Genomic DNA, 22,305 nt, shown 5'->3' with positions numbered 1-22,305 from the left:
GAGAGACGTTATGAAATTTCATTTTGTTCCAATCTCATTCGAATCTGCACAGGAGATTGATGATTGGCACTATGAGGGGAAGTTTGCTGACCTTTATATGACCCCTTACTTTATATCTGGTGAGAAAAATGGTGTTTTCACAGGTCCTGGGGGCTGCGATGGATTTGTAGCTATGCATGAAGGGACTGTATCAGGTTTATTTGAGTTTACGATCGTCGATGGAGGATTGGAGATCGGACTTGCTTTAGCTCCTGATTTAATTGGAAAGGGAATAGGTCCCGATTTCGTTAAACAGGGCATTGCTTTCGGTTTAGAGCAATATGAAGGCGTGAACGATTTTATCCAGTTAGAAGTGGCTGCCGCAAACAAACCGGCCATGCGCGTGTATGAGAAGGTAGGGTTTGTGAAGACAAACCAGTCCGCAGATCAGGTTGAAATGAGGCTTCCCGTAAAGCAGAAGCTTTAATACTGGTATTAAAAAAACTATGGTCTATCAGTACATAATCGCCTCTCACTGTTTGGCCCCATTCAAGCATTATTGAATGGGGCCATTCGTTGTGTTTCGGAAAATGGGGAGAGGGATTGTCTCTTCGATTTGAGCGATAGAACCGATGGAATGCGGTATCCTGATTCATAACCAGCGTAGTTAGCTAGGCTAAGGTGGTCGGCCGTTGCTTGTATGGACCAATTCCGTAGTTCCGTTAAATGTTTTAGCCTCATATAAAACGCGAGCTATAGAAACTTTTTACATAGATTAGCTTAAACAATTAATCGCTTCTATGAAAAGGTACACCTATTATGTCCAAAAGCCTTGAACCATTTCATGAAGTAATTATAATGGGGAATGTTGATATGCGTTACACGAACTATTTCAAGTGATGGAAATGTAACTTATGAATAGATACTAGGGGGGACCATTCCCTCGCTAGAAGCAGAGAATGGGTAAATTTCAGGCATATCTGTAGAGAAATTGGTGCAGTTTGTGAAACCACCTTTTGCCGGAATTTTAACACGACAGTTCGATAGATTAGAAGACGAAGCAGAAGAAGGAGAATCATCATGCCGACAACTATGACCAACACAAGAACCGAATCCGATTTCTTGGGAGAAAAGGAAGTTCCGATTGATGCTTATTATGGCATTCAAACGCTACGCGCCGTGGAGAACTTTCCGATCACGGGCTATCGCATCCATGAAGAATTGATCAAAGGGTTCGCCATGGTGAAGAAAGCGGCGGCGCTCGCCAACATGGAAGTGAAGCATCTGTATGCTGGAATTGGAAACGCAATCGTCGAAGCAGCAGATGAATTGATGGAAGGAAAGATGCATGATCACATCATCGTCGACCCGATCCAGGGAGGCGCTGGTACTTCCATTAACATGAACGTAAATGAGGTCATCGCGAACCGCGCGATTGAATTGTTAGGCGAAGAAAAAGGGAACTATATTGCTTGTAGCCCGAACACCCATGTGAACATGTCACAGTCAACAAACGACTCGTTTCCAACAGCTATTCATCTATCCGTCTTAAATATGATGGAGCAGTTGCTAAGCACAATGGAAGACATGCATGCCACTTTCGAACAAAAAGCAGAAGAGTTTAACCACATTATTAAAATGGGACGCACCCATCTTCAAGATGCCGTGCCGATTCGACTTGGTCAGGAGTTTCAAGCTTACAGTCGCGTGATTGCGCGCGATATGAAACGAATTAAACAATCCCGTCAGCATTTATATGAGTTGAACATGGGCGCAACGGCAGTAGGAACGGGACTGAATGCCGATCCGCGCTATATTGAATTCGTTGTAAAAGAACTAGCGGAAATTAGCGGTTTACCACTCTTGGGAGCGGAAGATATGGTCGACGCCACGCAAAATACCGACGCCTACACCGAAGTTTCTGGCGTGTTAAAAGTGTGTATGATGAACATGTCAAAAATCGCAAATGACCTAAGGCTAATGGCGTCCGGACCACGAGCGGGATTAGGCGAAATCAGCTTGCCAGCAAGACAGCCCGGATCTTCGATTATGCCTGGTAAAGTGAATCCCGTCTTACCCGAAGTTATTAACCAGGTCGCTTTCCAGGTAATCGGAAACGACAACACGATCTGCCTCGCTTCAGAAGCAGGGCAGCTCGAATTAAACGTCATGGAACCCGTGCTCGTCTTCAATTTGCTTCAATCACTCAGCATCATGAAGAACACGTTCCGCACGTTCACAGACAACTGCCTTAAAGGCATCGAAGCAAACGAAGACCGACTCAATGAGTACGTAGAAAAAAGCGTCGGCGTCCTAACCGCCGTAAACCCGCACATTGGCTATGAAGTAGCAGCGCGAATCGCGAGAGAAGCGATCCTAAGCGGCGCCTCGATCCGAGAGCTTTGCTTGAAGTACGATGTGCTCACTGAAGAAGAACTAAACTTAATCTTAGATCCGTACGAAATGACCCATCCAGGAATCGCTGGTGTGTCGTTATTTGATCGAGAGTAAGCCGAACGGTGTTTGAAAGATAGATCGAGAATAGGGAAAAGCCGTACTTAGCGCTCGCGCGAGGTGCGGCTTTTTTGTAGTGGTGATGGAGGGCGGGCGGTGGTTAGAATGATTCTAGTTAGCTAATAAAATGGAATTTTGGCCAATATAATCGGATTTTAGCCAATAAAGAGCGATTCTCTCCTATCACGAGGGTATTCTTGCTCAGTAATCGCACGTTTCAACCAGGCACGCCTTCTTAATTTCGGGAAACCCCTCACCTAACCCGATACTTCCTACTGAAAAATCGTTTTCGATCCCAGCGGAAAACTCAGCTTCTCCATCATTAATCGTACCATCGACGTTCAAGCCACCCATTTCACTTTGATAAACATTCGTGAATTCAACAGAATCGATATGCTCGTAATTGTTCATCAGGAAGCTTTCAACAGATTTTTTAGCATTTGTTTTTGTTTCATCATCATACTTCTCACTTGCTGTGATCCAGCTGCAGCCTGCTAAGAGAAGAAAGACTGCGACAAGCAAACTAATTCGCGTTTTCATAGAGACCCTTTCATAGCCATATTTAGTCATAACAAACTCTTTCTTCACACCCCTTTTTCCGAGGGGGAAAATTATCGCTTCGAATGGCTAACCCGGCGACTGTAAAATCTTCTTCAAGGTTGATGGTGAAATCCTCACCTTGATTCACCGTACCATCAATCGCCATACCGCCCATTTCCGTTTGATAGGGCGCGCCTAATGTTATTTCTTCTATTAAAAAGTTGTTCACCATATAGCTTTCCGCTGCTTCGGTTGCTTTTTGGATACTCTCCTCATCATACGTTTCTGCCTGGCATCCGCTAAAGAGGATCACCAAGGCGAGGAAAGCACCTCTATAGAACTTCATTCCATTTCACCTCACATCAAATCAGTGCTCATATGTACACGTGCGCTCCATACAGTCCTCTTTTCGATCCGGAAATGTCTCGCTTACCCCAACACTTCCAACCGAAAAATCATTTTCAATTCCCGCGGAAAAAGTACCCTCACCGTTATTAACCGATCCCTCTACCTTCATGCCGCCCATTTCATTTTGGTAGACGGTTGTGATTTCAACAGATTGGATCTCTTTAAAGTTGCTCTTGATGTAATTTTGTGTGGAAGCCTCCGCTTTAGCGATGGTTTCTTCATCATACGTTTCATGGGAAGATGCCCAACTACACCCACCAAGGACAGTTGAAATAAGAAACACCATTAAAAGTCGTCTTAACAAAAAATCACCTCGCAATCAGGAAAGGGAAGCCGCACTTTTTCCGTCACGTTAATAGTCACAAATGTTCTCCTTACACGCTTCTTTCTTCTCTGGAAAATGTTCGCTCTGGATCGACATAACTGAAATCGTCAAATCGTTATTTAACATCACTGAAAAAGCCTCTCCATTTGCTTTACCCTCAAGCTTGAAACTTCCCATCTCTCCCTGGTAGGGATCCTTCAGCGTGATCTGTTCAATGCTCTCATAATTATTTTCTATATAGCTTGTCACACTCGCTTTCGCTTCTTTGATTGTTTCCTCGTCATATTCCTCTCTTTGCATCAGACTACATCCCGTAAGTAAAAGAAATGTTAATGCCAAAAGAGAAAGGGGCCATTTCATAAAATCACTTCCTTAGAAAGATACAATCTATCATTTGAGACTAGATATTAACCTATTCTTCCAGCTGTCCATAGTCACACGAGTGCTCCAGGCACGCTTCTTTCCGCTCGGGAAATCCCTCGCCCTTCCCGATCCCTCCGACCGTGTAATCTTCATTTACCCCAATATTAAATGTGGCCTCCCCATTGACCGTTCCTTCTAGAACAAGCCCCCCCATTGGGGTAGAAGGGGAGTTGTTAAATTCTACGCTTTCAACGTTTTGAAAGTTAGCCTTCAGATAGCGCTTCACGCTCGCTTCCGCTTTGTCGATTTGTTCTGGATCTTGCTCCACACCACAACCGATTAGGATCGTAAACGATAGGAATAAGACAATTCTTTTCATTCACTATGCTCCTTACTAGAAATGTTAGGAAACGCTTATTCATAATCACAAACGGTATCCCGACATTCTTCTTTTACGTCAGGAAATCCTTCCGTCTCACCAACGCTTTTCACCTTGAACGTTTCCGAATCGAGGCTCGCTGAAAATTCAGCACCATTGACCGTTCCGTTTATCATTAAACCTTTCATCGGATCACTCGTATCTTCGCTGAACGTCATTATTTCTACGTCTTCATAATTATGGCGCAAATAGCTTTCTACGCTTTCTCTTGCTTTTTCAATCGTTTGTTTATCAACCGTTTCTGATGAAGATATTGCGTTACATCCAAATAAAAAGATTAAAAGGAAGATGCCAATAGTACGTTTCAAAAAAACACTCCCTGTTAAAGAACATAATGACAACTTAGTCATCACAAACTTTCTCCTTACACGCGGGTTTCTCTTCATGGAAACCCGTTCCTTCGCTGATCGCGATCACCTTTAACGAGTTGTCCATATCCATTGAGAACACAGCCTCACCATTTACTTTTCCTCGAATCACAAGCCCGCCCATAGGGCTACTATGATCGTCACTAAAAGTGACCTCATCAACGTTCTTATAATTCGCTCTTAAAAAATGCTCCGCTTCTTTCTCTGCTTGTAAAATGAATTCTTTCGAATACTCATTACTACCAGTAGAGAATAGACTACACCCGCTAAGGAAAAGGGCGAGCATGATAAAAATTGGTGCTTTCCATTGCATGATGATCACCTTTCGTGAACGGTGGTTAGAAGTTGCCCCACCACTGTTAGAATCATTCTAGTTAGCTAATAAAATGAGGATTTGGCCAATATATCGCGAGTTTGGCCAATAAAATAACAGAATGGCCAATATAATTGGATTTTAGCCAATAAAGAGGGCGACACTCAGTATAAGAGGGGAGATGAATAACGAAGCCCCCATTTTCAGTTAGTAATCACACGTTTTGTCGATACATTCCTGCTTACGTTCAGGGAATTCTTCACCTTTTCCAATGCTTCCTACTGAAAAGTCATTTTCAACTTCGATATCGATTGAAAAGGTTGCTTTGTCATTCCCATTTACAATGCCAGAGATCATCATGCCGCCCATCGGATTAGTTGCGTCCTTATCAAACTTGATCTGATCAATATCTCTATAATTGTGAATTAAGTAGCTTTCAACTGTAGCTCGTGCTTTGGAGATCGTTTCATCATCGTACGCTCCTGATGAGTTCTGGCTACAGCCGACGAGCAGGATAAGGAATACAACAAATAGAAGGGGCCTGCTATCCAAAACGAATCTATCCTTTCTTTACAAGTTTCTAACAAACTTTCTTTTTACATTCGTCTTTTAATTTTAGAAATAACGCATCATGAGAGAAACCAACAACATTGTAATCATCTTCCTAATTTAAATGTAAGGTGAAGTGTTTGTCGTCATTAACTTCACCACTAATGAACACAGTTCCCATTGATGAAAATTGATGCGAGCTGATTTGTACATGATTAAAGGTTCGGTCACTCACAAATCTGCTCTTTACAAGCTTCTTTCATATTAGGGAAATCCTCTCCTGGAGCTAAATGCCCTATCGAAAAATTACTTCGAACCCCAGCTGTAAATTCAACCGCCCCGTCATTAACAGTTCCATCTACATTTAGTCCACCCATTTCGCTTTGATAAACTTTAGTGACCTCAACGGATTCAATCTCTTCATAATTATTTGTGATAAATCTCTCTACGGAAGCCTTTGCTTTTTCCTTTGTTTCGTCGTCATAATCCTCACTCTGCGTATAGAAGCTACAAGCAGCTAACAGGAGAAGAACGACAAGAGGAAACGTTTTTAATATAGAAATAGGATCATCTCCTAACCTTTAGCTCGAATACGGAGTAAGTGCATTGAATGTAAGAAGCATTTAATCGTCACATATTCTCTCCAAACATTCTTCTTTCTTTTCAGGAAACTGTTTACTTTGAATCGCTACCCCAGCTACCATCAGATCAGTGTCCAGGCTTACAGAAAAAGCTTCACCGTTTGCTTTACCATCCACGGTCATAATCCCCATTTCTGCTTCATAGGGCTCGGTTACTGCAAGGGATTAGATGTTAGCGTAATTGTTTTCTATGTAACTCGTCACGTTTGCTTGTGCTTCTCTTATTGTTTCATCGCTGTATTCTTTCGTACTAGAATTCACACTACAACTAACTAATAAAATGAGCGATACAATGGCGTAAATGCGGATGAATTTCATATGAGGTCACCTCGCTTTATGCATTTTCTTGATTAGCCTAAACAGAAGAGAAGAGGGTAGCCCACATACTGCAAAAAGAAAGCCTGCTTGCACAGACAAAATCTGTGGCAACAGGCTGAGAGAGCACTATCTTTATTACTTACTTATTTCATAGTCACAGGAGTGGTCTTTACATTCTTCTTTAGGCTCTGGAAATCCTTCACCCATGCCAATACTTCCAACTGTAAAATCATCATTCACTCCGATATTAAATGTCGCTTTTTTATTAACAGTACCTTCAAGAACAAGTCTACCCATCGGTGCAGAAGGAGACTCTTTAAACTCTACGCTTTCGACATTGTGATAATTATTTATAATGTAACTTTCTACGCTCGCTTTCGCTTTTTTGATAGTTTCTTCGCTATAGTTTTCACTGTTAGAGTTCACACTGCAGCTCCCTAATAGTATAACAACGGAAAAAATTAAAATGAGACGAGAATACAAAAAATCACCTCATATGATAGTTGGAGTGAAAATTTAAGATAAAGAAGATACAAGGAATTTTCCGTATTTCATATTTATGTATAACAGTCTTAATCACAAATCTGTTCTTTACATTCTTCTTTCATATCAGGAAATTTTTCTCCTGGACTTAAATTACCGATAGAAAAATCATTTCTAACTCCTGCTTTAAATTCAGCTGCCCCGTCATTAACAGTACCCTCAATATTTAATCCGCCCATTTCACTTTGATAGAGTTTAGTGATTTCAACGGAGTCGATATCTTCATAATTGCTAACTACGAAACTTCTAACTGCTTCTTTCGCTTTTTCCTTAGTTTCATCATCATAGTTTTCACTTTGTGAGTTCACACCACAACCTCCTAATAGTATAATCAATATAATGGGTAAAAATAACAGTTTGTAGATAGGATAACCTCCTTAACTTTCGTTTCAAACGAAGGGAGAGATTTATTATGATAAATGAAATGACTGCTAGTGAAATTTCGGAAATAGCATATGACGACATTAAATCTGAAGTTTTAGTAAAAGTGTCTCCAACTAATTATGTTGTTTGGAAGAAGATTGGTACTATTGAAAACACAGAAACTGGGCTTTTTGGATACGTATTAAAAAATTCTAATACTGAAGATATTGTTATTAGCTTCAGAGGAACTGAAATGCCCACATTTGTTGAAACAAAGGTTGAGTCAAAATACGTTGGAACCCCTTCCCAAGACGCGATGTTAGCGACCGGTGATGCAAGCATCGAAAATGGAAATCTCGTATATGAGAAAAACACCATCAATAAAGCAGACATTGCTGAATCGTATAAAGATGTTAAAGAAGACCTCGAAGGCATCGTTTTAGGCAATTCCAATTATACCAAAAAGAGGTATGGGACAACAGACTATTTAGGAACTCCTTCCCAGGTTGCAAGTCTAGCAAGTGGCCGAGCTGAATTAGATTCAAAAGCTGGTACTATTTCGTATATACATAAAAATCAATTTACTGAAGCGAAAGAAAAAGTGGATCACTATGTTGAAAAGTATGGAGCTAAAAACATCACATTTGTTGGTCACTCTCTTGGTGGGGGATTAGCGCAGTACTTTGCCGTTAATCACGATTCGAATGCGGTCACATTCGCAGCTGCAGACGTTTATTCACTATTAACGCCCGAGCAACAGCAAAACGCCATTAATGGAGAGTACAAAGATAATGTCATCAGCTATACCTATCCTGATGACGTGGTCGGCACCTATTATGAGAAATCTGTTGGTTCCGTTTATTATATGAATGATCCTAGTCAAGCTGGAATGGCCGGGGTTTCCATGCACGGGATAAAAAATTACTTAGATTCAAGTTTATATGACGATGAAGGCTACTTTGTGCCACAGGTTCTCTTCGACGAAAAGCTTCAAAGTCAACTCAACCTATCCCCACTCGCCCTAAAAAACAGAGGTGTCTCAGACTTCCATATCCAAATCCAAGAAAGCTTAATGGAAATGTATGTGCAAGAAATGAAGCAGAGCGAGGAGCAACTTGAAGCAACAAAACAGGCGTTGCTAGATTTCCTAGATGTATACATGAACACAATGCGCGATATGAAAAGCAAATACATGAATGCAGTAGGAAGCGGGCAATTTGATAAATTAAATGCATCAGAGGTGGAGAGTTACTTTCATGAATTTACGAAAGCGCCAGTTGACGGTGTACCGATGCTATTTGATATCCAGATGTTCGATAGCTTAATGGCATCACTTGGTGACACCCATCAGGATACGGAGGACATTGCTTACAACATGGAGCGAATGAGTCAAGACTTAATGCGAGCCGATCAATTACTAGCACAGTGGCTACGTTACGAATCTTAAAGAGAAGAGGTGAAGAAGTGGACTTTGATTTTGACTGGTGGAACGATTACTGGGAAAGGCAGCGGCAAAAAGATGCCTTAAGAACGCAGATCAAAAGTGATCTTGAAGCGGAAGCAAATCTATTAAACGCTTATTTAGAACATTGCTACGCGGTCGGATCGCTTAGTGAGCGACATAAAGCGATTCTTAACCAGATTGAGCATAACTTTGATGGTCAGGCGAATAAAGCGCTGGTGCAGCGGTTTGAAGAGAATGAGTTGAAGTTAATGAAGATGAAGATGATGTATGAAATGTTGCATGACAGTATAAAGGTAAGGTGAAGGACGTCTCATTAAAGGGAGGTCCTTTTGTTATGCCTATCGAAAGTAATAGGGGCAGACTTACGCTCAATCGCTTATTTCGACAGCATTCATCATTAAACGGGTGGTGACAGGCACCACTAACCATCATATTGGAGGGCTAACTTATGTCGATCAATGATCTCGTTGAAACGAATAATGATTTATCAGATGTAGAACCGATTCTCTATGTGAAGAATTGGATGACACCGGAACCTCTTTGCATCAAATCGGAACAGTCAATTCAGGAGGCTGGTGAATGGATGATCAGCCATAAATTAAATACATTACCGATTGTGGATGATGATCATCATTTTCTCGGAACGATCACACTGAGGCAAGTGCTATCTTATTTTCTACATGACAACAGGGACGTAAAAGTAGGGCGAGATCTTTTTAAACGAAACTTCGCGGTGGTCCACCCTGAAGATTCAATCTTAGAGGTTTTTTCACTACCATACAATGAACTGCCTGTCCTTGATTCAAAAGGGAAATTGATTGGCTTGTTATCAAAAGGCGATATTACGGATGGGTTTTCGAAATACATTTCAAAGCTTAAGCAAAAACAGCATACAGCAGAGGCGTTGAACACCGTGCTCGAAAGTGCTTATGAAGGGATTGCTGTTGTAGATGAAAACGGAACGATTCAGGAGTTTAACGAAGCGTACAGCCGTTTTACTGGGATCGAGAAAGAAAATGCGATTGGACGACATGTGACTGAAGTAATTGATAATACAGAGCTTCACATGACCGTGCAAACAGGGCTAGCCGAGCGTGGTGTACTCCAAACAATCCAGGGCCATGAAATGGTCGTTCACCGCATTCCGATTGTGAAAAATGGCGCTGTGATCGGCGCCATCGGAATGCTTATCTTTGAAGGGATTTCGGAGATCTATAAAATTTATGAACGACTTAAAGAAACGGATGCAGAGGAGCCTGAACGAGGCACGAAACAAGTTGGAAAAAAGAAAGAGAATCACATAACGCTTGATCAAATTATTGGTGTAAGTGAAGAGATTAAAGCTACGAAACGACTTGCTAGAAGAGCAGCCAGAACAGCGGCGACCGTGCTCATTACCGGTGAAAGTGGCACGGGGAAAGAAATGTTTGCGAAAAGTATCCACCATCTAAGTCCTTTTGCGACAGGCCCCATGATTAGCGTGAACTGTGCGGCCATTCCTGAGCATTTGTTTGAATCAGAATTATTCGGATATGAAGAAGGCGCATTCTCAGGAGCCAAGAAAGGAGGAAAGCCCGGGAAATTTGAGCTGGCGAATAACGGTACGATTTTCTTGGACGAAATTGCAGAACTTCCGCTAAGTATGCAAACAAAACTGCTTCGTGTGCTCCAAGAAAAAGAAGCTGAGCGGGTTGGTGGCATCAAGAAATACCAAACCAATGTAAGAGTGATCGCGGCAACGAATCAACATCTAAAGGAGCTCGTCGAAAAAGGGACGTTTCGTGAAGATCTGTTTTATCGATTAAATATCATTTGCCTCCATGTCCCGGCTCTCCGGGAACGGAAGCAGGATATTCCAATTCTCCTGTCTTACTATGCGAAAGAGATTTGTGAGAAGTATCGCGTCCAAACAAAACGATTTACCCACGAAGCTTTATCTACTCTTACTCATTCAGAGTGGAAAGGGAATATTCGTGAACTAGTGAATACGATTGAACGTGTGGTTACGTTAATTGATGAGCCGATTATTGGGAAAGACCACCTCAATGGACTTTTTAACGTGAAGGCAGATCGTGCAAAACAAATTCCTGATGAAAAATCCCACAGCTTATTAGACGAAGCGAAACGAGTTGGGAAGGAACGAGAAAAGGAAACTATCGTTCAAGCGATAAAAGATGCAGGTGGCAATAAAACGAAAGCAGCAGAACGCCTGGGGATTCATCGGACCACGCTTTATCAAAAGTTAAAAAATCTCGACATCTCCTAAGTGAAGTGTAGGAGAATCACTACATAAAATCAACAACTGTAGTGTAGGTGCTACAATCAATAGCGCAAAAATGCTTGATGTAGCGCTTGTTAAACTTGGCACGGATCTTGCTTCTATAGATAAGTAAGTCAGAATGAAGGAGTGATAGCCAGGCGGAAACCTATGCCGTTTTTCGAACGCCGCAAACGATTTTATATGGTCGAGAGTCATTTAAACAAATTGGAGTGGAAGCTTCCATTCGTGGAGGTAAAGCACTCATTATAAGCGATCAGGTGATGTCTAGTCTCGGCTATGTGAGTGAATGTCAGGATTACTTGAAGGAAAAGGGGATTGAAAGTGAGGTTTATACAGGAGTAGAGTCAGAACCGACTGATCAGTATGTGGCAGAATCGTTAGCCCTTTTAAAAGAGAGTCAGTCTGATGTCGTGATCTCGCTTGGGGGTGGAAGCTGTATTGATACAGCAAAAGCGATCGTGGTTCTTGCCACAAACGGTGGTGACTTAGCCGATTACCGGCTTAACAAGAAAGTCGCTGAGCATACTCCAATTCCGCATATCGCAATCCCTACAACAGCAGGAACGGGCTCGGAAGCGACAGATGTGACGGTCATTACAAATACATCTAATGAGGTGAAAATGATGGTGAAGCAGCCAGCTTTCATGCCAGCTGTCGCGATTGTTGACCCATTATTATCGATCTCCTCACCACAGCATGTAACGGCTGCAACAGGCGTTGATGCGCTGAGTCATGCGATTGAATCGTATTTATCTAAGAGATCTCATCCGATGACGGATACATTTGCGCTATCAGCGATTCAGCTCATTGCCCATAATATTGAGAACGCTTACTTCAATGGTGACAACCTTGAAGCGAGAGAAGCGATGAGCTTAGCGGCGTTACAAGCAGGCATGTCGTTTACCAATGCATCCGTTTGTCTCGTTCACGGCATGTCGCGACCAATCGGAGCACTGTTCCATGTGCCACATGGCTATTCCAACGCGATGCTCTTACCTGCTGTTCTTGAATTTAGCAAGAGTGAATGTCAGAAGCGCCTTTCCGATATCGGACGCATTTTTCAACCGAGCAGTGCCACTCTTACTGATGAAGAAGCAGCTGAACAAGCGGTGGCTTCCGTTCAAGAACTTTGTCGCACATTAAACATTCCCAATTTGAAATCGTGGGGCATTGAGCAAGAAGCCTTTAACCGAGCCGTTTCTAAGATGGCGGCGGATGCGCTTGATAGTGGGAGTCCAAGCCATAACCCTCGCGTGCCTACTCAAGCCGAATTAGAAGAACTCTATCTCACTTGCTATGACTACCAATTTCGTAGCGAGCACAAGGTTCAATAACGCGCTTAGAGGGTACAAGGAGGGAAGAACATGCTAGGCATGCTTGGCTTAATTTTATCGTTAGGCCTCCTCATTTATTTGACAATGAAAGGGATCAACATCATCATAGCGGCGATTCTTTGCGCCGTGCTCGTTGCCCTTACTGGAGGACTAAATCTAGAAACAGCGTTAACCGATTATTACATGACGGGATTCACGTCTTACTTTGCTTCCTGGTTTCTCATATTCTTATTAGGAGCCATCTTTGGAAAAGTGATGCAGGAAACGAAAGCGGCAGATAGTATTGCGAATTGGATTAAGAATACGCTCGGTCCTTCTCGCTCTGTCTTTGCGGTCGTTGCGGCAGCAGCCATCATGACCTACGGCGGCGTTAGCTTATTCGTTGTCGGCTTCGCGGTTTACCCTATTGCCGTCTCTCTTTTTAAATTAGCGAACCTGCCACATCGCTTTATCCCTGCAGCGCTCGTCTTCGGCTCCATTTCCTTTACGATGACAGCTCCGGGATCACCAGAAATCCAGAACCTGATTCCAACCGAGTACTTTGGAACAAAACCAACGGCTGGTGGGTTCATCGGCATTCTCATTGCCATCTTGATCATGTTAACGGGTGGATGGTTGCTAGGAAAAATGGTGAAAAAAGCGGTGCGAAATGGGGAAGTTTTTTCATTGCCTAACGAGACTTCAAAAGCATCAAATGAAATCGCTGCAACAGCCGAATTGAAGCAGGTGTTGCCTGAGCCAGAACCAGAGCAAAAGCAGTTGCCGAATGTCGTTTTAGCGATCTTGCCACTCGTCACGGTCATCGTCTCGTTAAATACGCTGTCCAATTTTATCTCATCAACCGGGGCCGCACTCATTTCGCTTGCTTCCGGTATCGTTTTAGCCTGTTTCATCATGCTTCCATATTTACAGGAATTCTGGAACCCGCTCGCAAAAGGAACGCATGATGCGTTAATAGCTGCTGCGAATACTTGCGCCGTAGTCGGCTTTGGTAGCGTGGCGGCACAGGTCGCGGCTTTTCAAACGGTTGTAGATGGTCTTGTGAATATTCCAGGTCCACCACTGATGGGACTTGCGATCGCAGTTACACTTATTTGTGGGCTAACGGGCTCAGCCTCCGGTGGTCTTGGAATCGCACTCCCGATTTTATCCCCGATTTATTTAGGGATGGGGAACTTAGATCCTGGCGCGATGCACCGCATTTCAGCCCTTGCTTCAGGTGGACTTGATTCGCTCCCACATAACGGATATGTGGTGACCACGATCCGTGCGATTTGCGGTGAAACACATAAGCGTTCTTACGGACCGATCTTTTTACTTAGCGTTATTCTGCCGACGATCGCCTTGATCCTGGCAGTTATTTTATATTCGATTTTCTAAAAAGTGTACAAAAAGGAAGGGGACTTTAACATGGCAACGACAACAACAAACACGCTACAAAACTACATTAACGGTGAATGGGTAGACGCAAAAACCGATCAATTTCAATCTGTACCAAACCCAGCAACGGGTGAAGAACTCGCACAGGTACCGATCTCATCAAGAGAAGATCTTGATGAAGCAGTAAAAGTCGCAAAGGCAACCTTCAAAACGTGGAGCAAAACCCCCGTACCAAAGCGTGCTCGCATTCTGTTTAAATACCAGCAGCTCCTCGTCGACAACTGGGACGAGCTGGCACGATTGCTTACACAGGAAAATGGAAAAAGCTTTAAAGAAGCGCAGGGCGAGGTACAGCGCGGAATCGAGTGCGTGGAGTTCGCTGCCGGTGCGCCTTCCTTAATGATGGGGAAACAGCTTCCGGATATTGCGACAAATCTAGAATCCGGCATGTACCGCTATCCCGTCGGCGTCGTTGGTGGCATTACACCGTTTAACTTTCCGATGATGGTGCCGTGCTGGATGTTCCCGCTCGCCATCGCGATGGGGAATACATTCGTTCTTAAGCCATCAGAACGCACACCGCTACTCGCAAACCGATTAGCGGAACTATTCAAACAAGCGGGTCTTCCAGACGGAGTCCTTAATATCGTTCACGGTGCCCATGATGTCGTAAACGGCCTATTGGAGCACAGAGACGTGCCAGCGATTTCCTTCGTCGGCTCACAGCCTGTCGCAGAATATGTGTATAAAACAGGTGCAGCGAACGGCAAACGCGTTCAAGCCCTAGCCGGTGCGAAAAACCATTCCATCGTCATGGCAGACGCGGATCTTGATGCAGCGGTGAAAGAAATCATTGCCGCTTCCTACGGATCAGCAGGAGAGCGATGCATGGCGTGCTCGGTCGTTGTCGCAGTAGACGATGTCGTCGAACCATTGCTTCAAAAGCTGAACGAAAAAGCGGATGAAATTAAAATCGGAAACGGACTGGACGACGATGTGTTCCTAGGACCCGTCATCCGGAAAGAACACAAAGAAAGAACGGAAAGCTACATTCAAAAAGGACAAGAAGAAGGCGCGACGCTTGTCCGTGACGGAAGAAACGATGAAGCCTACAACGACAAAGGCTACTTCATTGGACCAACGATCTTTGATCACGTGAACACGTCCATGCAAATCTGGAAGGACGAAATCTTCGCTCCCGTCCTATCGATTGTACGAGTGAAAAACCTAGAAGAAGCAATCGAGCTCACCAATGAATCCGACTTCGGAAACGGCGCCTGCCTCTTCACCCAAAGCGGCAGCAACGTCCGCTACTTCAGAGAAAACATCGAAGTCGGCATGCTCGGGGTGAATATCGGAGTTCCAGCACCGATGGCGTTCTTCCCATTCTCAGGGTGGAAAAACTCCTTCTACGGCGATCTTCATGCGAATGGATCGGATGGCGTGGAGTTTTATACGAGACGGAAGATGTTGACGGCTAGGTGGTAGGGAAGAGAAAAATAGAATAGGATAGATAGTTTAATGGAAAGGCATAGAGAAGGGGAACTTCTCTATGCCTTTTTAGTAGTGTGCCCGGAATGCGCACACGCTTTAAGGTTCAAGTCCAGAACGTTGGTTGGTGGCTCGGTGGTGACAGGCACCCGCGAACTCTGTCGAATCACTTAGTGGGTGACACAAAGCGATTCTTAACCAGATTGAACATAACCTTACAGTATAAAGGTAAGGTGAGGGACGTCTCTGAATAGGGAGGTCCTATTATTTTTGAATTTTGTAAGTTAGTAGAGTAAGAAGTGTAGTATACACACAGTGAAAAGGTAGTTATAAGGAGACAAACTTCTATAGGTGCAATTGCATGGAGAGCTGATAGCTTATTGTCATTTAACCCGCTCAACTTGGTTTTGAAGTGTTGAATAAAGAAAGAGAGGAAAAGCTAACTTCTGAAAGACGGAGGTTAGCTTTTTATGTATCATTTGTGGAAAGAGTATTGATCAAGCTAAATAAATTTAATTCAAATGAACGATTTCTAAGAGGTCAGCGTCATATAGGTGCAGGTAAAGGAGAGGGTTGTATGGAACGCGAGGAGGAGATTCAATTAATTCAGCAGGCACAAGCTGGAAACGATGATGCGTTCACTCAGCTTTTTCAGTGCTATTATGCTTTCCTCTACAAATATCTTTTAAAGCTAACCTTAAATGAAGAGATCAGCGTGGATCTTGCTCAGGAAACGATGATGAAGTGTTATGTGAAACTTTCTTCTTATAAAGGAGAAGGGAAGTTCTCGACGTGGATGATTTCGATCGCTTCTAGGCTTTACATTGACATGCTTCGGAAAGAAAAACGTGAAAAGAAATGGGTGGATGAAGAGAAGCGTACCTTATCGCGAAAGCTAGCGTGGGACTCGAGTACAAAAGGAATGAATTGGAGCGACCTTTTCACAGATTTTAATACGTTAGACTCCACGCTCAGAGTTCCGATCTTGTTACGGCATTATTATGGCTACTCGTATGATGAAATTGGGAAAATGCTCGGGATACGCTCAGGAACAGTGAAATCCAGGGTGCATACTGGTTTACGGAAGTTACGAAAGGAGTTGGATACGCCGTGAATGACAAGGAAGAAGAAAAGATTGTGCAACACCTTAAACAGGATTGGCAGCATATCGATGATCTTGGAAAAGGTTCACTTTCTCAGCTTGATATGGAGAAACAACTAGTCCTGTTTCAACAAAAAAAGAAAAAAGCGTTTTACATCGAAAGTACGCTCTTCTTGTTAACAGCGGTCGTGATTTTAACCGTGGTTATCGTAAGTCTTTTTGAAGCTCCACTTTTCTTTCTATACTTCCAGATCGTTGCAACTCTGATTGCTCCTTTTGCTGTCTATTTCACTTATAAGAAAGTGAATAAGAAAGGAATGTTTGATTATGACAAATCTTGAGCTCTACGTCTTTGTTCCGATTCTTATTCTCTTGTTACTCACGCAAAGCATGCTTCTCTTTGTAGATGCAAAGAAAAAAGGGAGTTACCCGTGGCTATGGGGGATCTGGGGTTTGATTCAATTACCGATGCCGACCTTATTTTACTTGCTGTTCGTCGTATGGCCATATAAACGAAGGTTAAAGGGGAAGAGGTGAAAAAATGGACATCTTGAACGACATAAACTGGGCGTTAGTGGCGCCATTGTTGATCTTGCAGGCGATCTTAACCATTTCAGCGCTTGTTAGTTGTATCAAACAGAAAGAAACAAACGGACCGAAATGGATGTGGATCCTTCTTATTCTCTTTGTGAATCTCTTTGGGGCAATCCTTTACTTTGTGATCGGACGTAAAAACAGTTAGGTGGTGAAAATCATGCTTGTTAACATCGACAATCTATCGAAACAGTTTAAAGGTAAAAAAGCTGTCTCGAATCTCTCCTTCACCATTCAGGAGGGAAGCTGCATGGCTCTATTAGGTCCTAATGGAGCGGGTAAAACAACGACGCTGCAAATGTTAGCTCGAATGCTCACACCTGACTCAGGATCCATTCAATTTAACGGATATCAGAATAAAGACTACCGACCATTGATTGGCTTCTTGCCTCAGCATCCGTCCTTTTTTAATTGGATGACAGCCAAAGAATTTCTTGCTTTCGCCGGTAAGCTATCATCGATACCAAAGGTAGAGCTTCATGATCGCGTAGAGGAGGTGCTAGCGTTCGTTAGCTTAGAAGAGGCCGCGTTTAAAAAAATCGGTGGCTTTTCTGGGGGAATGAAACAGCGCCTCGGATTAGCGCAGGCCTTGCTTCACAAACCGAAGCTTCTCATTCTAGACGAACCGGTTTCTGCGCTCGACCCAAAAGGAAGACGAGACTTTTTACAACTGATCGAAGTACTGAAACAGAACATGACGATTCTATTTTCGACTCATATCTTGCACGATGCAGAGCAAATTTGTGATGAAGTTCTTATTCTGCAAGATGGCTGTTTAAAGTGGAAAGGGTCATTACCTTCATTGCGTAAAGAATTTGATTTATTGCCAATTAAAGTACAAACCGAAGAACCGATGAACGGCATCATCGAACAGCTTGAGATTATCGAAGCTTATGAATATATTGATCTTAAAACCGTAAAGGTGAGACTTCCTGCGCATGTTCACCCAAATGAGCTGTTACAGGAGCTCATTAACCGGAATAGAGCAGTAACTCACTTTGAAATGATGCATGATTCATTAGAAGATGCTTATATGAAGGTTGTGAGACAATGAACCGGTTTCTAACGCTATTACACAAAGAAATTCTCGAGCTAATGCGGAATGGCAAATGGATCTGGCTTCCGGTCGTACTGATGATCATCGGCATCTCGCAACCTCTGACAAGTTATTATATGCCACAAATTCTTGATATGGCCGGTAATCTACCAGAAGGAGCTAGTATCACGATCCCGATCCCTACGGGTGAAGAAGTATTGAGCGGCGCCCTCTCTCAATATGGCACGATCGGTACCCTGCTGTTCGTTCTCGCAACCATGAATGTGATCGCTCAGGAACGACAAAACGGTTCCATTACGCTTGTTATGGTGCGCCCTGTTAACGAGTGGCAATACTTAGGCAGTAAGACTGTTGCCCAGCTTGCCCTCTTGCTTTTATCGCTTCTATTAAGCTACTGCCTCACATGGTATTATACGAATTTATTATTTACTTCAGTCGACTGGAAGCTTATGGTGAGCAGCCTCGTCATTTACTGTTTCTGGGTTCTCTTCGTCGTCTCCGTTACGATTTTTGTCGGAACATTCATCCAGCACAATGGCGGAATAGCGGGCGTTAGTATTCTCTTCCTGTCGCTGATCAGCTTGCTAACGTCACTCCTTCCGAAATTCATGGAATGGAGCCCAGGGAATATACGGGGAGAAGCGATGAAGGTTTTAGTCGAGCAACAATGGACCGAGTCAGCCTGGACGGTCATCGGTAGTACTGCGACATTATCTCTTTTGCTACTTATAGCGGGTGTCATGGTGCTGAAGAGGTATAAGCATTATTAGAGAGGGCAGGTGTGGGTATACGTTGTTTATTGGGATGATTCTTGTTAGCTAATAAAATGTGGATTTGGCCAATATATTTAATATTGGCCAAAAAATATGCATTCTGGACAATATATCTGGAATTTGGCTAATAGAGAGGGGATACTTTATTAGCACGTGCTGACTTATTAATATCCATATTTTCTTCCTGACACTCCATTATTTAAGTTTATAATCTTCCCTATGGGTGAAACACTATGTAGCTAGGTCTCTCATAATAACTCTAATGTTTCCGTTGATATAATATTTAAAAAATTCAAATAAAAGGTTTACTTGAACGAACGAATCCTTTATAATTCCAATTAATGATTCCACATTAACAGTGTGAATCTTTGTTTTTGAAATAAATTGAATCCGCATTCAGAATTTCAATCTAACCAAATCCTGTTAAAAACCTCCATTTTACATAGTGGTGTAACAATTTTTGAATGCGGATTCAAAATAATGGGAGAGTGAGTATATGAGTATTCAAAACAAACAGCTTATTTACGAATTTACAAAACAGCTTTACAAAGCAACTCCTGAAACCATCCCAAACATCCTCAGAACCTACTATCACGAAGACGCCGTTATGTATACGAACCATCCTTTCAATGAACTGACAGGAATAGACGAAATTAGTGAAGTCTTTTACAAGCCTTTAGTTGCTTCATTTCCAGACTTACATAAACAATCTTATATTGTCATGGCTGGAGAATATGAAGGAGAGTCCTGGATAAGCACAACTGGAAACATGGTTGGTACCTTTACTAAAGAGTGGGTAGACATTCCACCACATTTAGGAGCGACGTGGATCCGTTATGGAGAATTTCACAAAATGAAAGAAGGGAAAATCGTAGAAACGCGGATGCTTGTCGATATGCTGGATGTGATGAGACAAGCTGGATTTCGGTTCATCCCTACTCTTGCACCAGAAATAACGGTGCCGGGTCCATCGTCATACGATGGCGTCTTATTAGGAAGATCTGATGAAGAGGAGAGCCAGAAGTCGCTTCAGCTAGTAGAGGATATGATCTTTAAGGGGCTTAAGAAGGCTTCCTCTGGTCTAGAAAAGCAAGGATTAGAGGCGTTCTGGGCAGATGATTTTATGTGGTACGGACCTGCTGGGATTGGCTCAACCAAGGGCATTCAAGGCTTTAAAGACTATCATCAGGGACCGTTTGTTAAAGCGCTACCTGATCGTGTAGGTGGACACAATCATGCAGCACGATTTGCAGATCAAAATTATATCGCCTCAACCGGTTGGCCGAGTGTTGAAGCAACACATACAGGAGTAGGCTGGCTTGGTATTCCTGCTCCGAATAGAAAAGTATCGATGCGAGTGATGGACTGGTGGCGGAGAGATGGCGATCTGCTTGTTGAGAATTGGGTACTCATCGATATTGTGGAATATTTATTGCAGCTCGATATCGACATCTTCGATCGTTTGAGAAAAAGACAGTATCTGATCAGGTAGTCATTGCAATCTATATGGAAGTGGTGGTAAATACATGAGTCCCATAGATATAGCGCTCCTAGTTTTATATATGCTTGGTCTGGTCTACATGGGTTTTAGACTGAGTCGGAATATTGACTCTCAAGAAGATTACTTTATTGGTGGAAGGTCGGTAGCAACCCTGCCGATCGCCTTATCGATTGCAGCAACGACTGTTAGTGCAAATGGTTTTATCGGTGGCCCGGGGTGGGCATACGATTCAGGATTAATCGCATTTATGCTGAATTTTAGTATTCCGTTAGTGCTTGCCGTTGCACTATCTGTATTTCTGCCCTTCTTCTATAACTTAAAAGTCACTTCTATATATGAGTATATTGAGTTACGTCTAGGTGGGATTAGTCGTTTGCTTGCAGTGATCGGCTTTGTCCTTTCAAACATCATACAAGTTGGATCCTTTTTGTTTATCCCGGCGCTTATTATACAGAAATTCACAGGTTGGTCATTAACAACTGTGGTGCCAATTGTTGTAACAGTATCTATCTTATATACATTGCTTGGAGGTATTAAAGCGGTTATCTGGACAGACGCGATCCAGATGGTTGTCTTATGGGGAGGACTCCTTGCAACGATTGGGATCATTTTAGCAAACCTTGATGTTGGTTTCTTTGAAGCAATGGGTCAAGCAAAAGCTGATGGAAAATTGGATGCACTTGATTTTTCTCTTGATCTTCAGTTAGAAAATGGTGTTTGGGTGGCTCTGATCGGCGGTTTCTTCCTCTGGCTGAAATACTATGCAACAGATCAAACACAAACACAGCGAATGCTTGCTGCTAAATCAGTTACAGAAGTAAAGCGTTCGATATGTATTAGTGGTTTTGTGATGAACATCATGTTTTTTGTATTTATGATTGTCGGTGTCCTTCTTTATATTGCATACGATGGAAGAGAGTTCGCGAACTCCAATAATGTCATGATTACGTTTATTGCAGGTCAGATTCCAGTTGGCATATTAGGATTATTGATGGCAGGTATTTTTGCAGCAGCGATGTCGAGTATAGACTCAGTATTAAACTCGGTTACAACTGTTTTTGTGAAAGATATCTATGAGAAGTTTATTACGAAAGGAGAAGAGGCATCCCTTCGAGTCTCCATGATTTTCACATTCGTGTTCGGGATGCTGTTGATTGTCTTTACCTTATTGGCATTCGGTGGAACATCAGCCTCTATCTTAAAAGTTGTAGGAAGTTATCTTTCTTACTTCTCAGGTTCAATACTGGCTATGTTCTTACTTGCGATGCTAACGAAAAGAGCGACTGACAAAGGTGTAGCAATTGGCTTTGTCCTTGGTATTGCTCTCACTGCCTATATAGGGAAGTTAGGCGTAGTTAATTGGTTGTGGAACTACCCAATAGGTTGTGCATTAACACTTTTGATCGGTTATCTTGCGAGTCTCCTGTTTAAAAAACAGAAAGTAAACTACGAGGAATTTACGTTATTTGGTCAACGTGCGAAACTACTTTCTGAAGGGGCAGACAAAGATGAAAATGGTGTTTCCATTCTCCCAGGAACGTTGGATAAGTATTCTTATGCTTTAGTCGGATTTTTCGTGGTTCAAACAATCATTCTAGCATTAATCCAACTATAAATGAGCTATTGTTGAATTTGTTTGAAAATTTAGATATCATCTTATGAGA

28 protein-coding genes and 1 pseudogene are annotated in these 22,305 nt (G+C 42.7%); 16 read left to right on the top strand and 13 right to left on the bottom strand.

The annotated features are described in order from the left end of the window. Positions 1 to 10 precede the first annotated feature (10 nt). Positions 11 to 466 (top strand): GNAT family N-acetyltransferase, encoded by a 456-nt coding sequence (locus tag ACIFPW_RS13795; RefSeq protein WP_430245070.1) that lies wholly within the window; start codon positions 11 to 13, stop codon positions 464 to 466. 131 nt (positions 467 to 597) lie between these two features. Here ACIFPW_RS13795 and ACIFPW_RS13790 read toward each other — a convergent pair. Then, a pseudogene (locus ACIFPW_RS13790) lies at positions 598 to 720 on the bottom strand (transcriptional regulator); the annotation flags it as partial. 339 nt (positions 721 to 1,059) lie between these two features. Here ACIFPW_RS13790 and aspA point away from each other — a divergent pair. Next, positions 1,060 to 2,490, top strand: coding sequence for an aspartate ammonia-lyase (aspA, locus tag ACIFPW_RS13785; protein ID WP_430245068.1), 1,431 nt, complete (start codon positions 1,060 to 1,062; stop codon positions 2,488 to 2,490). A gap of 204 nt (positions 2,491 to 2,694) precedes the next feature. On the opposite strand, the gene ACIFPW_RS13780 is transcribed toward aspA, so the two are convergent. From ACIFPW_RS13780 to ACIFPW_RS13725, 12 genes are all read right to left on the bottom strand, one after another. Next, complete coding sequence (locus tag ACIFPW_RS13780) at positions 2,695 to 3,081, bottom strand: DUF1433 domain-containing protein (RefSeq protein WP_430245066.1); 387 nt, start codon at positions 3,079 to 3,081, stop codon at positions 2,695 to 2,697. Further along, positions 3,056 to 3,379, bottom strand: coding sequence for a hypothetical protein (locus ACIFPW_RS13775; RefSeq protein WP_430245064.1), 324 nt, complete (start codon positions 3,377 to 3,379; stop codon positions 3,056 to 3,058). Before ACIFPW_RS13775 ends, ACIFPW_RS13780 begins: the two co-directional genes overlap by 26 nt. Before the next feature lie 21 nt (positions 3,380 to 3,400). After that, positions 3,401 to 3,745 (bottom strand): hypothetical protein, encoded by a 345-nt coding sequence (locus tag ACIFPW_RS13770; protein ID WP_430245062.1) that lies wholly within the window; start codon positions 3,743 to 3,745, stop codon positions 3,401 to 3,403. A 48-nt stretch (positions 3,746 to 3,793) separates the two neighbouring features. Further along, positions 3,794 to 4,066, bottom strand: a complete 273-nt coding sequence (locus tag ACIFPW_RS13765; RefSeq protein ID WP_430245060.1) for a hypothetical protein — start codon at positions 4,064 to 4,066, stop codon at positions 3,794 to 3,796. Positions 4,067 to 4,178: 112 nt separating this feature from the next. Continuing rightward, on the bottom strand, positions 4,179 to 4,508 hold the full coding sequence (locus ACIFPW_RS13760; RefSeq protein WP_430245058.1) for a hypothetical protein: 330 nt from the start codon (positions 4,506 to 4,508) through the stop codon (positions 4,179 to 4,181). A gap of 35 nt (positions 4,509 to 4,543) precedes the next feature. Then, entirely contained in the window at positions 4,544 to 4,876 is a 333-nt protein-coding gene (locus tag ACIFPW_RS13755; RefSeq protein ID WP_430245056.1) for a hypothetical protein, read from the bottom strand. A gap of 34 nt (positions 4,877 to 4,910) precedes the next feature. Further along, positions 4,911 to 5,249 carry a hypothetical protein gene (locus ACIFPW_RS13750; RefSeq protein WP_430245054.1) on the bottom strand — a complete coding sequence of 113 codons (339 nt, stop codon included), beginning with the start codon at positions 5,247 to 5,249 and terminating at the stop codon, positions 4,911 to 4,913. A gap of 207 nt (positions 5,250 to 5,456) precedes the next feature. Continuing rightward, positions 5,457 to 5,801, bottom strand: a complete 345-nt coding sequence (locus ACIFPW_RS13745; RefSeq protein ID WP_430245051.1) for a DUF1433 domain-containing protein — start codon at positions 5,799 to 5,801, stop codon at positions 5,457 to 5,459. A gap of 620 nt (positions 5,802 to 6,421) precedes the next feature. Further along, a complete protein-coding gene (locus ACIFPW_RS13740) occupies positions 6,422 to 6,556 on the bottom strand; it encodes a hypothetical protein (RefSeq protein WP_430245049.1) in 135 nt (44 codons plus the stop codon). 48 nt (positions 6,557 to 6,604) lie between these two features. Further along, positions 6,605 to 6,757: a hypothetical protein gene (locus ACIFPW_RS13735; RefSeq protein WP_430245047.1), complete on the bottom strand. Its 153-nt coding sequence runs from the start codon at positions 6,755 to 6,757 to the stop codon at positions 6,605 to 6,607. A gap of 135 nt (positions 6,758 to 6,892) precedes the next feature. Then, on the bottom strand, positions 6,893 to 7,183 hold the full coding sequence (locus tag ACIFPW_RS13730; protein ID WP_430245044.1) for a hypothetical protein: 291 nt from the start codon (positions 7,181 to 7,183) through the stop codon (positions 6,893 to 6,895). Positions 7,184 to 7,329: 146 nt separating this feature from the next. Then, positions 7,330 to 7,608: a hypothetical protein gene (locus ACIFPW_RS13725; protein WP_430245042.1), complete on the bottom strand. Its 279-nt coding sequence runs from the start codon at positions 7,606 to 7,608 to the stop codon at positions 7,330 to 7,332. A gap of 104 nt (positions 7,609 to 7,712) precedes the next feature. Here ACIFPW_RS13725 and ACIFPW_RS13720 point away from each other — a divergent pair, with 104 nt between their 5' ends. From ACIFPW_RS13720 to ACIFPW_RS13655, 14 genes are all read left to right on the top strand, one after another. Next, positions 7,713 to 9,110 (top strand): YqiA/YcfP family alpha/beta fold hydrolase, encoded by a 1,398-nt coding sequence (locus ACIFPW_RS13720; protein WP_430245040.1) that lies wholly within the window; start codon positions 7,713 to 7,715, stop codon positions 9,108 to 9,110. A gap of 17 nt (positions 9,111 to 9,127) precedes the next feature. Next, a complete protein-coding gene (locus tag ACIFPW_RS13715) occupies positions 9,128 to 9,430 on the top strand; it encodes a hypothetical protein (RefSeq protein WP_430245038.1) in 303 nt (100 codons plus the stop codon). 146 nt (positions 9,431 to 9,576) lie between these two features. After that, the gene (locus tag ACIFPW_RS13710; protein ID WP_430245036.1) at positions 9,577 to 11,394 is read left to right on the top strand and encodes a sigma 54-interacting transcriptional regulator; all 1,818 of its coding nucleotides are present in this window, start codon (positions 9,577 to 9,579) and stop codon (positions 11,392 to 11,394) included. Positions 11,395 to 11,582: 188 nt separating this feature from the next. Beyond that, the gene (locus ACIFPW_RS13705; RefSeq protein WP_430245150.1) at positions 11,583 to 12,743 is read left to right on the top strand and encodes an iron-containing alcohol dehydrogenase; all 1,161 of its coding nucleotides are present in this window, start codon (positions 11,583 to 11,585) and stop codon (positions 12,741 to 12,743) included. 30 nt (positions 12,744 to 12,773) lie between these two features. Then, entirely contained in the window at positions 12,774 to 14,123 is a 1,350-nt protein-coding gene (locus ACIFPW_RS13700; RefSeq protein WP_430245034.1) for a GntP family permease, read from the top strand. Between the two features lie 30 nt (positions 14,124 to 14,153). Beyond that, positions 14,154 to 15,611 carry a CoA-acylating methylmalonate-semialdehyde dehydrogenase gene (locus ACIFPW_RS13695; protein ID WP_430245032.1) on the top strand — a complete coding sequence of 486 codons (1,458 nt, stop codon included), beginning with the start codon at positions 14,154 to 14,156 and terminating at the stop codon, positions 15,609 to 15,611. Between the two features lie 580 nt (positions 15,612 to 16,191). Further along, positions 16,192 to 16,728: an RNA polymerase sigma factor SigY gene (gene sigY / locus ACIFPW_RS13690; protein WP_430245029.1), complete on the top strand. Its 537-nt coding sequence runs from the start codon at positions 16,192 to 16,194 to the stop codon at positions 16,726 to 16,728. Then, on the top strand, positions 16,725 to 17,057 hold the full coding sequence (locus ACIFPW_RS13685; protein ID WP_430245027.1) for a YxlC family protein: 333 nt from the start codon (positions 16,725 to 16,727) through the stop codon (positions 17,055 to 17,057). Before sigY ends, ACIFPW_RS13685 begins: the two co-directional genes overlap by 4 nt. Further along, the gene (locus ACIFPW_RS13680; RefSeq protein ID WP_159781743.1) at positions 17,044 to 17,253 is read left to right on the top strand and encodes a transcriptional regulator; all 210 of its coding nucleotides are present in this window, start codon (positions 17,044 to 17,046) and stop codon (positions 17,251 to 17,253) included. The genes ACIFPW_RS13685 and ACIFPW_RS13680 overlap by 14 nt, the downstream gene beginning before the upstream one ends. Positions 17,254 to 17,257: 4 nt before the next feature. Further along, the gene (locus tag ACIFPW_RS13675; protein ID WP_194220751.1) at positions 17,258 to 17,458 is read left to right on the top strand and encodes a PLD nuclease N-terminal domain-containing protein; all 201 of its coding nucleotides are present in this window, start codon (positions 17,258 to 17,260) and stop codon (positions 17,456 to 17,458) included. 12 nt (positions 17,459 to 17,470) lie between these two features. After that, positions 17,471 to 18,364 (top strand): ATP-binding cassette domain-containing protein, encoded by an 894-nt coding sequence (locus ACIFPW_RS13670; protein ID WP_430245025.1) that lies wholly within the window; start codon positions 17,471 to 17,473, stop codon positions 18,362 to 18,364. Beyond that, on the top strand, positions 18,361 to 19,137 hold the full coding sequence (locus ACIFPW_RS13665) for an ABC transporter permease (protein WP_430245023.1): 777 nt from the start codon (positions 18,361 to 18,363) through the stop codon (positions 19,135 to 19,137). The genes ACIFPW_RS13670 and ACIFPW_RS13665 overlap by 4 nt, the downstream gene beginning before the upstream one ends. A 499-nt stretch (positions 19,138 to 19,636) precedes the next feature. Continuing rightward, on the top strand, positions 19,637 to 20,632 hold the full coding sequence (locus ACIFPW_RS13660; protein WP_430245022.1) for an ester cyclase: 996 nt from the start codon (positions 19,637 to 19,639) through the stop codon (positions 20,630 to 20,632). Between the two features lie 34 nt (positions 20,633 to 20,666). Next, positions 20,667 to 22,256, top strand: a complete 1,590-nt coding sequence (locus ACIFPW_RS13655) for a sodium:solute symporter family transporter (RefSeq protein WP_430245020.1) — start codon at positions 20,667 to 20,669, stop codon at positions 22,254 to 22,256. Positions 22,257 to 22,305: the final 49 nt, after the last annotated feature.

Origin of the sequence: Pseudalkalibacillus sp. NRS-1564 (genome assembly GCF_050467905.1) — a bacterium.
In the GTDB taxonomy this organism is placed as follows: domain Bacteria; phylum Bacillota; class Bacilli; order Bacillales; family Guptibacillaceae; genus Guptibacillus; species Guptibacillus hwajinpoensis_B.
The sequence above is the reverse complement of the archived record's forward strand: the minus strand, read 5'-3'. Positions and strand labels throughout refer to the sequence as shown.